Consider the following 12,852-nt stretch of genomic DNA (forward strand, 5'->3'; position numbering starts at 1 on the left):
AATTGGGTAGTAGCTAAATAAAAACTAAGGTGTTTTATGTTCCCAAAGGTATTAGAGTTTTCATTATCCGATTTTTTTTCGAGTTTGTTTGGAGTAAAACAAGTAAGCATTTATAGCTATGCTACTTTAATTGCTTTAGGAACTTTAGTGGCTGCCATTTATACTAAGCGACAAGCAAAAAAGGATTTGGGAATTAGTAATATATCTAACACTTTTTTCTACGGTATATTTATAGCAGGTTTTGTTGGCGGAAAATTATTTTACTACTTGCAAGATCCTATACTTTTTATTGAAGACCCAAGCTTAATGTCTGATAATTTTTCAGGTGGATTTGTGTTTTACGGCTCTTTTGTAATGATCATGCCCTATGTCGTCTGGTATTTAAAAAAACATCAAATACCTGTTTTTCCCATGTTAGACATCTTTGCAATAACCACTACTATCGTTCATGCTATTGGTAGATTAGGTTGCTTTGCTGCTGGATGTTGTTTTGGTTCGCCTACAGATAGTGGCTTCGGAATTATTTTTCCAACAACCCACAATACCGCGGTGCATCCTACGCAATTGTATGAAGTTGTTTTATTGGTTTCTATTATGTTGCTTTTACTTTTTATTAAAAAACACCAACAATTTAAAGGTCAGGTGTTTCTAGTCTATTTAATGCTATATGCTTTTGGAAGAGGGATTTTAGAACTTTTTCGAGGCGATGAACGCGGTTTTATTATAGATAACTTATTATCTCATTCACAATTTATAGCGCTTTGCCTTATTTCTATATCTGCCTACTTCTATTATAAATTTCACAACCAAAATAATATAAACACAACTAACATTTAAAATTATGAAAAAACGATTTTTAAAAACATTTTTACCGGTGATGCTGTTAGTATCAGCCGTATTTATAATAGGATCTGGATGTGGGGATGGTATAAGTAATCCACCTCAAGATTTCCAAGATTATTGGCCAGACATAGATCAAGATAGCTATGGCGATGCATCTGTATCTCCTACTACTTATGCATCTAGTGACGCTCCCGCAAATTACGTGATGGATAACACCGATTGTAATGACAACGATGCAACTATATATCCAGGAGCAACAGAAATTCTTGATAATGGAGTTGATGAGGATTGTAATGGTTACATATCTATCACTTTATTTGTAGATGCAGATGGAGATGGTTTTGGTAAAGCAATAGAAGTTTTAGAATTATTGGTAGATGAAAGTATACCTAGCGGATATTCATATTATGCAGGAGACTGTAATGATGATGATGCCGCTATAAACCCATTAGTCGATGAAATTGTAGGTAATGGAATAGACGATAACTGTGATGGAGATATAGACATTGTAGAATATTACACAGACGCAGATGGCGATGGTTATGGAGCAGGTAGTGCTTTGCCGCCACCAGCAGCAGGTGTAAATAATAATTTAGATTGTGATGATACTAATGCTAATATTCACCCCTATACTAGAGAATTTTTAAATGATGGTATAGACAGTAATTGTGATGGTGAAGATAATACCTAGAAAATAGTACAAACTAGACTTTGAAACCTTTAAAACTCCATATTTCAATTTATTTACTATTAATATGGAGTTTTTCTATTGCCCAATAAATTACCAATTATTTTGTAGGTACTGGCTTACCAAACAACAACATATACAGAATCTGTGATTATAAGATGATTACAAATCTCTTAATCCATATGCTAGTAAAATTAAAAGTAAGGGAATAGACAATAGTCGAAATGAAGGTCCAGACATCTATGAAATTTATGAAAACGCAAAAGGTGATGATACTATTATAAACTTATGAAATTGAAGTAAAAAACGGTATGGATAATACGTGTAATATCATGATAATGATAGATGAAAATTTATAAAATTAATAAATTTTTAAAATCCATTTAAGAATGAAAACCATAGTGAAATATATAAGAACACATCTAAAAGAGGATTATAATACCTCTACATACCTTATTTTTATATTGTTTTTAAGTGTTTTTATCTCTATAAATCATGCTACAGATTTAGCCGTAAATTTTTTAAGTAATACTATAAATACGCCATTGCTTGTAGTGTCTTATTTTTTGTTTTTTGGATTTGCTTATTACGCAACAATAGCAATAATAGTTTTTACAAAATCAGATTATAGCTTTATAAAATCGCGTGGTTTTTGGTTTACTAGCATATTTGCTATTCTTTTAGTGAGTTTACGATTAGGATTTTTAGAACACTACAAATGGATTTATGAAAATACTGCACCTGAAAAAGCTTTTTTTTATATTAAAATAGCCACTAGAGCAATGCGTACCCTTATATTTTCCTTCGGAATTTTATTTTTCTATTATTTTTTTGAAAAGTATAACACCAATTTTTATGGTTTTTCAACAAAAAAATTAAGTTGGAAACCATATTTTTTACTCTTGCTATTTGTAATTCCTGTTATTATTATTGCATCATTTCAACCTAGTTTTTTAAGTCAATATCCTTCAATTGGTTATACAGGTAACACTATAAATAAGATGAATGCTTTAGCTATTTATGAAGCTGTATATTTATTAGATTTTATTTCTATAGAGTGGTTTTTTAGAGGATTTCTTGTTTTAAGTATGATTAAAATTTTGGGCTCCAAGTCTATTTTACCTATGGTAGCATTATATGTTTTTTTTCATATTGGAAAACCTACTGGGGAAATTATAGGCTCAATATTTGGCGGTTATCTTTTAGGGATTATTTCTTTGCACAGTAAATCTATTATTGGGGGAATTATTATTCATATAGGAGTCGCATTTTTAATGGATTTTATGGCAATTATTCAAAAACTTGATATTTATTATCGTTAAATACAAAGGGCAGTTCCTTGCAACAAATACACGTTTGTTTAAATAGCTATTGTTTTTCGCTAACATAAAAACAATGTTTGTTTAACTACAGTAAAAAAAAATATATTAATAACCTTACTCTTTACCTTAATTTTTGTGGTAAAAGGGTGTTGAAAACCAGAAAAAATCTGGGTAATATGTTCTAATGGAGATATTCATCCGTATGCTATGGAAAGAGATAATGGGATTGATAATGATTGTGATGGTATAGTAGATGAATTAATCTAAAAATTTAAAAAAAAATTAATTAATGGGTAACAATTTTCAACTTATGGTATATAAAGATGAAAAATGATACTTCTGTATTATTAATAATTCAAAACAAAACATATGAAAATTTACACCAAATCTCTAAAATTCCTGACCCTTACAGTTGTACTCACGCTGTTTTTTAGTTGTAGCGATAATAGCTCTTCAGATCCTTCAGGAAGTACAATTACGCCACAGTATGCCTATATTACCGATGGTAATGAATTAAAAATCATTGATGTTGCTACGCCAACATCACCTCTATTTGTTAGTGGTGTGACGGTAAATACATCTTATTTTGTAAGTGTATCTCCTAATATTGCTTACGTGGCACAATATGATGCTACGGCTCCGTATTTGAGTCTTATTGATATTAGTAACGCTTCAAATCCAACGGTTTCGTTAACAGTGCCTAAAGACAATTCGCTTGCATTTAGCTTATTAAGTGATATGTATACGGTGAATAATGTGGGGTATTTAACCGATGTTTATCGCGGTTTACATGTTATAGACGTCGCTAATAATAATTTTAGTTCTCAAGTGAATTTAGGAGGAGACGCCATGAGCTTGACAAAAGTGCAAAACGAACTCTTCGTTATAGATCAAGCTAACGGTTTACATTCTTACGATGTTACTACTCCAGGGAGCCCTGTACCAACAGGAACACTAAATAACACAGATATTGATACAGCTTCTTATAGCGACTCCCCGTTTGGTCAATACCATAGTTGGGTGGAAACAGATGGTGTTTCTCTTTTTGTAGCAAATACAATTGATAAAAAGATAAAGCAATTTGATGCGACTACCTTAACCTTAGTTAATGAAGTATCATTAGAGGGGTATCCAACGGCCTTTGCAATTCATAATGGTCACGCTTTTATAACCATGAAGGCAAGTAGTAATGCGCCGTTACAAAACAGTTTCGACGGAGTAAGGATGTACGATTTGGCAACCTTAACATTAGTCGATATGAAACCTCTAAGTAAAACGAGTGGCATAGCATTACACAATAACCATGCTTATGTAACCGATGGAGATGGATTGCATATCTATGATGTGTCTGGAAATAACTTTGCCTTACAATCTACCTTGGCTGCTGGTTTTGGAAACTTTATAGCTCTTGGTCAATAATTTGAAAATAATTTAAATAAAAAAATATAATGAAATCAACAATAAAATATTTAGTACTAGTCGTATTTGCATTATCAATTTTTAATTGTGATAATGATGACGGTGACCCGGTAACATCACCAAATGAAGATGTTTGTAATTATCAAGGCCTAACAGCACTTATAAATAATACACATACATTAATTCCTGAAGCCGAATTACAAACCGATTTTTTCCCGAACAATGATGGTCCAGGTATACCGGCTGTAGAAGTTTTTTATACCACTAACCCAGGTTCTACATTTATTGTTACAAGAGCGGTTACTTTAGGGGCTGTAGATTCTAATCCAGAAATAAAAATTGATGATGTAGACTATTCTGGTGTGATTACCTGTCAAAGAGCAGGAAGTGCCGTTGGAGATGAGTTAAGATTCGATATTCTTTTAGACAACGGTTATGAAGCAGAATTATGTGTAATTATAGATGATGTAAATCCATAAATAGCCATTAAACATATGAAACACATAAAATTACTTTTAGTTGTATTAATCACTGTTTTTAGCTGTGATAATAATGACGATGAACAAACCGATCCAGTAACACCTACTGATGGATTTACACATAATAATGTATTCTATCCAACGCCAAATGCCTATTTTGAAATCGATGAGGACGATGACGATCCTAATATTGGAGGTGATGGTTTTCCAGATAATTATAGTTTTTTCTTTTCTAACGGACGGATGTTCGATAATGAAATTCACGTTAACGGGGTAAATGATGATTATCTATTTTCTTTAAATACGACAAACTGGGTTTTTCTAAATGTAGAAGTGGAGGATAATCCAAGTCTATCGAATGCAGGACCGCTACCAGGAAATACATATATAGTATCGAGTATTCACGATTCTGTAATTATTGAAGATGGTCAAATAGAACCTTTAAATCCTGTATATATAAATAATAATACAGAGTTCGGAATTGGAAGCGAAAATACGGGCATTTTTAATTTTCCTGGGACACAAGGACCAACTGTAACTATAAACGCTATTAATATAGACAATGCAAACCAAGAAAATAGCACTGTAGATATTGACTATACGTTTATGAACGGCGATGGAGAAGTTATTACAGGACATTATGAAGGTACATTTGGTATCATTTTAGACTAAATAAACATGAAACAAATGAAAAATATACGAATACTACTTGTAGCACTAGTCATTTTATTTTACAGTTGTAGTGAACAAAATGGATCTCAATCTTATATAGGGGATTTATGTGGAGACGGTGAACAGGGTTTTGTTGTAAACACAACAGGTGATAGCTTTAATGGTAATGTCCATTTTAATGGCGACGATGTGATTGTACAATATGTTACAGGTCACCCAGACGGTGATTATTACCACATTTTTAATACTACTAATAGTCCTCTTATGGATTTCTACACCTTTGCAATTGCTACAGGGAGTACGTCCACATTTGGTCAAAATTTTAATGTTTTAGATGGTACTTATCTTGCTATGGATGGAAGTACGTTTCCCCTAAATAACTCTTATGTTTTAACGACGACTCAAGGAGGTGCCCAGCCCGGGGATTTGATAAATATAGAATTTTCTGGATTAAGTGAGTTTCATGAAGAACCGTTTACTTTAGAAGGACGCTTGTGTGTAACTATCGATGAGGTAGTAAGCGTAGCAAACTATGTGTATATAACAGATGGTTCAAGTCTAAAAGTGGTTAATGTTTCTAACGTTTTATCACCAAGTTTAGAAACCACTATTGCAGCACCAACATCTTACTATGTAAATACTGCTAATAGTGTTGCTTATGTCGGACATTTTGATGCCATCGAACCATTTGTAAGTTTTGTAAATATTGCTAATCCTCCAACGGCTTCTATTTATGGATCTGTTGCTAAAGGTGCAACTTACGGTAGACTTACAGATGTTGTTAAAGTAGAGGACTACACATACCTTTCGGATGAATACAGAGGATTTCATAAATTCCATATGTCTAGTGCAGATTATAATATAGTTGATGGCCATGACACAATGAGTATGGTTAAAAATGGCGATGATTTAGTTATTATAGATATGGCATCCGCTTTACACAAAATAGATGTAACAGATGCCAGTGCGCCCATAATTACAAACACATATAGTACGTATACAGATGTCGATACGAGTTCTTATCCATTCAGCAATGGCAGTTTTCATAGTTGGACAAGAACCGACGGCACGAACTACTACGTGGCTAATATTATAGATAAAAAATTAAAGAAGTTTCAAGAAACCGGTTTTGGTTATAATTTGGTTGGAGAAGCCGTTATTGATGGGCATGCTACTGCTTTGGCTATTAATGGTTCTTTTGCTTTTATTACAATGAAACCAAGTCCAGATGCACCTCTTCAAACAAGTTTTGACGGTATTAAAATGGTGAATTTAAATACTATGACAGTTGTAGACTCTAAACCATTAGCTCAGGCAAGTGGGGTGGTAGTAAATTTAAACTATGCATACGTAACCGATGCTAATGGATTACATATTTACGATATATCTAGTGGAAGCTTAAACCACTTGAGTACGTTTACAGGTGGCTTTGGAAATTATATTGCGATTAATAATTAAAACATTTCTAAATTATGAAAATAATAATAAATTACGTAGTCGTTTTTGTATTAGTAGTAACAGCTTTTAGTTGCGGTAGTGATGACGATGCTGTAATAACACCAACCCAAAATACTGCGGAGTATTTTAAATATTCTATTGACAATGGTCCAGTACGTATTTTCGATTTAACAGCTAAAGGTACCCATAGTACAAATGCTAATTCTCTATCTGAAAGATTCGCTTTTAGGGCAGGAGCAGGTACGGCAAACGGATCTAGTGTTTTTGTGGATGCCGATTTTACATTTCAAGATTTTAATGCATTTTTAAGCACAAATACATTTGATTGGGGAGTATCAGATGGGATCTCAAATAATTTTTATTTTTATGAGTTGTCTAATTCGCACCCTTTTGTACCTAGTGGAATAGATTTTCCGCCAAACCCAGTGGTGTGTACTGTTACATTGCACCCTACTAATGTAGGAGATTACCTAGAGTTTAGTTTTGAAGGTAATTTTTTATATGCTTCCGATTTATCTATACAAGGATTTGTGTCTGGTGAAGGAAGAATTTTAAGAGAATAACACCAAAGTCTTACATTATAGGATTAATTATAAAATGTAATCTAAAAATAAATTTATCCGTTATATTTAAGGCTATAAAACCAACCAACATTGAAAAATAAAACACACCATATTTTAGTAGTTTCATTATTAATATGGGGTGTTTCCTTTTCTCAGCAATTCACGAATTACACGACCAAAGACGGGTTGCCAAGCAACCATGTGTATACCATTTTACAAGATGTTAATGGCTTTATGTGGTTTCTTACCGATAAGGGAATCGCTAAGTACAATGGAGCGGTTTTTAAAACCTTTACCACGAAAGAAGGCTTGCCAAACAACGATGTGTGGGATGGGTTTACGACTCCAGACGGTAAATTTTGGTATTTATCAAAATCTATCAGTCTAGGATATATTATAAAGGACAGTGTTATTTCGTTTTCAAATGCTAATAAAAACGAAATCATGAATCCTATTTATTCCTCTCAGATAGGAAACAATGTGTATCTGGGTGGACCGAATAAAATATATAAGCTAGATAATAAACAATGGAAATCTGTTTCTGTTCTTAAAAACGGGCGGAAAGGAGAGGGGTTAATCCCTGTTTTTAACAACCCAAAAGTAGCCTATTTAAATTTTTATTATGATGCCCTAAATAGATTTACATTAAGCTTTTTAGATGCCAATAAAAAAACGTTAAAACAGGTTTCGGCAGAGGGTATTTCAAATCAGAAATCGGTTAGGGGACAGGTTACCGATAGCTTGTATTATTGGGTGTCGGAAAGTGAATACTCCATTTTAGATTTAAATACGTTAGAATTAAAAAGATATTTTTTTAAGGATGAGGTGGGTTTTGAAACCGTTAAATACGCTAGATTAAATAAGGTAGGTGATCAGATTCAAATCTCGGGAAATAAATTTGTGGGTTACTTAGATAAAAATTTCCACATTGTTGATCCGTTTTATATCCCCGAAGAGTTAAATGCTCATTTTGGGTTAATTGATAGTAAGAAAACGATTTGGTTATCAACTTTTAATAAGGGGGTTTTTAAATTACCACACATTAAACGACATATCGTATATCAATTTGAAAATGATAAAATTTTAAATTTAAACTATATTGAAAATGACTTGTATTTAAGTGTCTTTAATAAAGGCTTTTATAAATATAAGCCCAAAAACAAAACGTTTAACCTTATTAAACCTGCCGACGATTATGTTTTTGGGGTGTGCCATATTAAAGAACGTAACACGACTTATTTTTTATCTCAAAACTCAATATTTATAGAAGAGAATGGTACATCAAATCAAATATATTTTGATAAAGAGTCCGTTAATCCTAAGCTGCTTAGCGGACATCTTAATGATTTAGAATACTTTAATTCGGAGTTGTACGCCAGTTATTATTTTGGGGTGTATAAGTTAGACCAGCATACACTAGAAATTAAAGAAGACTACTCCCAAAAGGGGTGTAATGATTTATTAGGATTTAACTCACGGTTACTCTTAGCAACTAATGATGGGTTAAAAGAATTGCGGAATGATTCTATTCAAAAAATTCACTTTAAGAACACTGTATTTAATAGAGCGATACTAAGTATAAAACCATTATCGGATACTAAATTATTAATTAATACCGACGGTTATGGGAGTTATATTACCGATTTGGATACTATTAAACCCATAAAAGCTTCAGAGTTTTTAATTGTTCAGGATGCGTATGTACAAGAGGAGTCCATTTGGTTAGCAACAAATACAGGGGTTTTGCATTTAGGTAAATTTAACGATACTTATGAACTGGTTAAAAGTTATAGTATTAACGACGGGTTACCAAATAACAATGTGAACTCCATTGTTATTAAAGGCAAAGACTTGATTGTGGGTACGAATAGCGGATTGGCGATTATACCTATTAATCAGGATCATGAAGATTTGTTTATCGATATTATAATTGAAGATGTGACGTTTAATGATGAAAGAATCACAGATAGCCTAAATACGTTTCGGTATACTGCAAATAACCGATTGAATTTAAAAGTAACCCCTATTAATTTTTCTGAGGATAACAAGACCTTCTTTTCCTATAGGCTGGATCCTATTCAAAAGGATTGTATAGTAACGAGCTCTACGACGTTTAACTTTAATAATCTAAAACCGGACGACTATGTTTTTAGTATTGAATCTGGTACTATTAAAAAGCAATTAAGTTTTACTGTTACGCCGTTATGGTGGCAGACATTGTGGGCTAAAATTAGTTTGTTAGCGCTTGTTTTGTTTGGCTTGGTGTATAGTGTTTGGAGTGTGAGTAAGCGGATTCAGAAAAAAAAGAACAACGCTTTAATTCTCGAGAAAAAAAATATTGAAATTCAGTTAAGAGCTTTGCGATCTCAAATGAATCCTCATTTTGTTTTTAATTCTTTAGCAGCGATTCAGTATTATATTAATACGAATGACATTGCAGCTTCAGAAACGTATTTGGTTAAGTTTTCTAAGTTGATACGGCAGTTTTTTGAATGGTCTAAAGAAACTCAAATCAACCTGAAAGAGGAGTTAAAGTTAATTGAAAATTACTTAGATATTGAAAAATTGAGGTTTAAAGACAAATTTATATATCATATTACTGTCGATAAAAAATTAAATTTAAGGAAGGCGATGTTGCCAACAATGTTGTTACAGCCTATTGTAGAGAACGCAATTAATCATGGTATTTTTAATAAGATAGATAACGGTAAGGTATTTATTAATGTCTTTTATGAATCAGAAAAGCGTTTTAAAGTAGAGATTATTGACGATGGGGTTGGTTTTGCAAACACTCAAAAGCAAAGTGGTCGCAAAGTAAAATCGTCGAATGTATTAGAAGATCGCCTGCGGTATTTAAACAAAACAGGAATTTGGGATATAAGCTATACTGAAGATGAACTTCATCCAGATTTAAAAGATAAGGGAAGTAAATCTACCTTTGTAATAACACAATTATAAATTATGAGTAAACTAAGTGCTGTAATTATAGATGATGAAATTTCTAACCTTAAAGGGTTGGAGCAGAAGTTAGGAAAATTATTTCCTGAAATCCAAGTTGTAAATACGTTTCAAAAGCCGGAAGATGCTATTGCTGCTTTGAAAATAGAACAGCCGGATATTGTGTTTTTAGATATCGAAATGCCAAGAATTAATGGTTTTGATTTATTAGCACAACTAGTAAGTATTCATTTTCAAGTAATTTTTGTAACGGCGTACAGCGACTATGCCATCGAAGCTTTTAAGCAGAATGCTGTAGACTATATACTTAAACCTATAGATGATGAGGATTTAAAACTGGCTATTAACAAGGCGATTACATTAGTGAAAGGTAAAAAAGAAGTGACCAATAACGATAAGTTAGTGAGTTTGTTAACGTCTGTATTATCTAATAATAAAAAAATAATTGTACCCACTTCTAAAGGGCTTTCATTTATTCCTCAAGAAGACGTTTTACATTTAGAAGGTTATGAAGGCTATACTAAAATACATGTTAACAACTCAGCAACAATAATGAGTTCGTATAATTTAGGACGGTTTGAAAAGTTGTTAGGGCATAACTTTTTTAAATGCCATAAATCGCATATCGTTAACTTAGAGCGGGTAAGGCATTTTGAAAATGAAGGTTATCTTTTATTGGAAAATGAACAACGTGTTCCCATATCTAAAACAAATAAAAAAGCATTTTTGGACCTGTTTAAATAAAGTAAACGGTACAGAGCATAAAAAAAGGTCTAGAATGAAAATTCTAGACCTTTTTTTATTAAGAAATAACCCTTATTAGTTAACTAATGTTGTTGTTTCTTTTGTTGTTTCCTTTGGGGGTTCTATATCCCCAATATGAGCATCTTTTCCTCCTAAGTACTTACAATCTTTTAAGTCTTGCATGCTTATAAAAGGCACTTCTTTTTTATTGTATTTAAAGGCACCACTTAACTCTCTCGTTAAGTCTCTATCATTAATGTTTAAATCAATATCATCCATAGTAAACTGGCACGGGTGTTCGTATCCTGCTGCGTGGGTGATTTCAATAAACTCTTTTCTAAACGTTTTAAAGTACTGTGCTAGTCGTTGTGACTTTAAAGTAGGGTCGATTCCATTTTGCAACCATTTACTTTGTGTAGCAACACCGGCAGGGCATTTGTTGGTATGGCAGACTTGCGCTTGGATACAACCAATACTCATCATAGCTTCACGAGCTACATTTATACAGTCAGCACCCATAGCAAAAGCCATTGCTGCTTTGGCAGGGAATCCTAATTTACCACTTCCTACAAAAACGATTCTATCGGTAAGGTCTCTATCTTTAAAGACTTTATATAATTGACTAAAACCGTAAACCCAAGGTAACGACACGTGGTCGGCAAAACTTGGAGGAGCTGCTCCTGTACCACCTTCACCACCATCAACAGTAATGAAATCTGGACCTTTTCCTGTTTTTTTCATAAGGTTAGCCAGCTCTTTCCATTGCTCCATTTTTCCTATCGCTGCTTTAATTCCAACAGGAAGACCTGTTACTTCAGCAATATCTTCGATAAGTTGTAGCATTTCTGGAATGGTACTAAATGCCGAGTGGGTAGGAGGGGAAAGTACATCCTGACCTAAAGGAACACTTCTGATTTCTGCAATTTCAGGTGTAATCTTAGACGCTGGTAAAACACCTCCTTTTCCTGGTTTAGCACCTTGAGATAATTTAATTTCTATCGCTTTTATATACGGGAAATCTTCAACTAATTTTTTTATCTTATCTAAAGAGAAATTACCTTCCTCATCTCGAACACCAAAATACCCTGTACCAAAGTGAAAAACAACATCGGCACCACTACGGTGGTAGTGAGAAAGACCACCTTCACCAGTATTGTGATAAGCGCCAGCCATTTTCACCCCTTTGTTCATAGATTCTACAGCTTTTGCTGATAAGGATCCAAAACTCATTGCCGAAACATTAATTATCGAACCTGGGCGGTAAGGCTTTCTTCTTTTATTATATTCCCCCATTATCTTAGCACAAGGAATAAAAGAAGGATCTACCTTATTAGGGTGATTGTCTTGTAATTTATATGAGAACATCGCATTATTAATAAAAATATGCTGGTGCTCGTATATATCACGGTCCGTACCAAAACCTTCATAATTATTTTGCTGTTTTGCCGAAGCGTAAATCCATCCACGTTCAATACGGTTAAACGGTAATTCTTCTCGGTTGTTAGAAACGAAATACTGACGTAATTCTGGGCCAATACTTTCTAACATATACCTAAAATGTCCTACAATAGGGAAGTTATGACTAATAGTATGTCTTTTTTGTAAGACATCCCTAATAGCTACAAGTAATAGCCCAATAAGAACCCACATCCACCACGAAATATTAGATAGAAAATCTAAAACAGTATCCATAATAATTTTATTGA

General features: G+C 33.1%; 12 protein-coding genes. 11 read left to right on the forward strand and 1 reads right to left on the reverse strand.

Going from position 1 to position 12,852, the window contains the following annotated elements; genetic code table 11:
• Nucleotides 1–36: 36 nt before the first annotated feature.
• From BLV64_RS04400 to BLV64_RS04450, 11 genes are all read left to right on the forward strand, one after another.
• Nucleotides 37–837, forward strand: a complete 801-nt coding sequence (locus tag BLV64_RS04400; protein ID WP_092132980.1) for a prolipoprotein diacylglyceryl transferase — start codon at nt 37–39, stop codon at nt 835–837.
• Between the two features lie 4 nt (nt 838–841).
• Nucleotides 842–1,534: a putative metal-binding motif-containing protein gene (locus tag BLV64_RS04405; RefSeq protein WP_092132981.1), complete on the forward strand. Its 693-nt coding sequence runs from the start codon at nt 842–844 to the stop codon at nt 1,532–1,534.
• A gap of 386 nt (nt 1,535–1,920) precedes the next feature.
• Entirely contained in the window at nt 1,921–2,853 is a 933-nt protein-coding gene (locus BLV64_RS04410; protein WP_092132982.1) for a CPBP family glutamic-type intramembrane protease, read from the forward strand.
• 192 nt (nt 2,854–3,045) lie between these two features.
• Complete coding sequence (locus BLV64_RS14865; RefSeq protein WP_394332341.1) at nt 3,046–3,120, forward strand: MopE-related protein; 75 nt, start codon at nt 3,046–3,048, stop codon at nt 3,118–3,120.
• A gap of 102 nt (nt 3,121–3,222) precedes the next feature.
• Nucleotides 3,223–4,272 (forward strand): LVIVD repeat-containing protein, encoded by a 1,050-nt coding sequence (locus tag BLV64_RS04420; RefSeq protein WP_092132983.1) that lies wholly within the window; start codon nt 3,223–3,225, stop codon nt 4,270–4,272.
• 29 nt (nt 4,273–4,301) lie between these two features.
• On the forward strand, nt 4,302–4,751 hold the full coding sequence (locus tag BLV64_RS04425; protein WP_092132984.1) for a hypothetical protein: 450 nt from the start codon (nt 4,302–4,304) through the stop codon (nt 4,749–4,751).
• A 15-nt stretch (nt 4,752–4,766) separates the two neighbouring features.
• Nucleotides 4,767–5,423, forward strand: a complete 657-nt coding sequence (locus BLV64_RS04430; protein ID WP_092132985.1) for a hypothetical protein — start codon at nt 4,767–4,769, stop codon at nt 5,421–5,423.
• 15 nt (nt 5,424–5,438) lie between these two features.
• Nucleotides 5,439–6,881, forward strand: coding sequence for an LVIVD repeat-containing protein (locus tag BLV64_RS04435; protein ID WP_177165294.1), 1,443 nt, complete (start codon nt 5,439–5,441; stop codon nt 6,879–6,881).
• A 14-nt stretch (nt 6,882–6,895) separates the two neighbouring features.
• Nucleotides 6,896–7,444 (forward strand): hypothetical protein, encoded by a 549-nt coding sequence (locus tag BLV64_RS04440; RefSeq protein WP_092132987.1) that lies wholly within the window; start codon nt 6,896–6,898, stop codon nt 7,442–7,444.
• 90 nt (nt 7,445–7,534) lie between these two features.
• A complete protein-coding gene (locus BLV64_RS04445; protein WP_092132988.1) occupies nt 7,535–10,402 on the forward strand; it encodes a sensor histidine kinase in 2,868 nt (955 codons plus the stop codon).
• 3 nt (nt 10,403–10,405) lie between these two features.
• Complete coding sequence (locus tag BLV64_RS04450) at nt 10,406–11,146, forward strand: LytR/AlgR family response regulator transcription factor (RefSeq protein ID WP_092132989.1); 741 nt, start codon at nt 10,406–10,408, stop codon at nt 11,144–11,146.
• A 75-nt stretch (nt 11,147–11,221) separates the two neighbouring features.
• Here the strand turns inward: BLV64_RS04450 and BLV64_RS04455 are convergent, their stop codons facing one another.
• Nucleotides 11,222–12,838: an FMN-binding glutamate synthase family protein gene (locus BLV64_RS04455; RefSeq protein ID WP_092132990.1), complete on the reverse strand. Its 1,617-nt coding sequence runs from the start codon at nt 12,836–12,838 to the stop codon at nt 11,222–11,224.
• Between the last annotated feature and the right edge of the window lie 14 nt (nt 12,839–12,852).

The sequence above is a fragment of the Bizionia paragorgiae genome (assembly GCF_900107625.1).
Classification (GTDB): domain Bacteria; phylum Bacteroidota; class Bacteroidia; order Flavobacteriales; family Flavobacteriaceae; genus Bizionia; species Bizionia paragorgiae.

What these genes read in the sequence shown, in the direction of transcription:
- BLV64_RS04455 (WP_092132990.1), bottom strand. Translation starts at nt 12,838, where the DNA reads ATGGATACTGTTTTAGATTTTCTATCTAATATTTCGTGGTGGATGTGG.
- BLV64_RS04420 (WP_092132983.1), top strand. Translation starts at nt 3,223, where the DNA reads ATGAAAATTTACACCAAATCTCTAAAATTCCTGACCCTTACAGTTGTA.
- BLV64_RS04435 (WP_177165294.1), top strand. Translation starts at nt 5,439, where the DNA reads ATGAAAAATATACGAATACTACTTGTAGCACTAGTCATTTTATTTTAC.
- BLV64_RS04440 (WP_092132987.1), top strand. Translation starts at nt 6,896, where the DNA reads ATGAAAATAATAATAAATTACGTAGTCGTTTTTGTATTAGTAGTAACA.
- BLV64_RS04410 (WP_092132982.1), top strand. Translation starts at nt 1,921, where the DNA reads ATGAAAACCATAGTGAAATATATAAGAACACATCTAAAAGAGGATTAT.
- BLV64_RS04405 (WP_092132981.1), top strand. Translation starts at nt 842, where the DNA reads ATGAAAAAACGATTTTTAAAAACATTTTTACCGGTGATGCTGTTAGTA.
- BLV64_RS04400 (WP_092132980.1), top strand. Translation starts at nt 37, where the DNA reads ATGTTCCCAAAGGTATTAGAGTTTTCATTATCCGATTTTTTTTCGAGT.
- BLV64_RS04450 (WP_092132989.1), top strand. Translation starts at nt 10,406, where the DNA reads ATGAGTAAACTAAGTGCTGTAATTATAGATGATGAAATTTCTAACCTT.
- BLV64_RS04430 (WP_092132985.1), top strand. Translation starts at nt 4,767, where the DNA reads ATGAAACACATAAAATTACTTTTAGTTGTATTAATCACTGTTTTTAGC.
- BLV64_RS04425 (WP_092132984.1), top strand. Translation starts at nt 4,302, where the DNA reads ATGAAATCAACAATAAAATATTTAGTACTAGTCGTATTTGCATTATCA.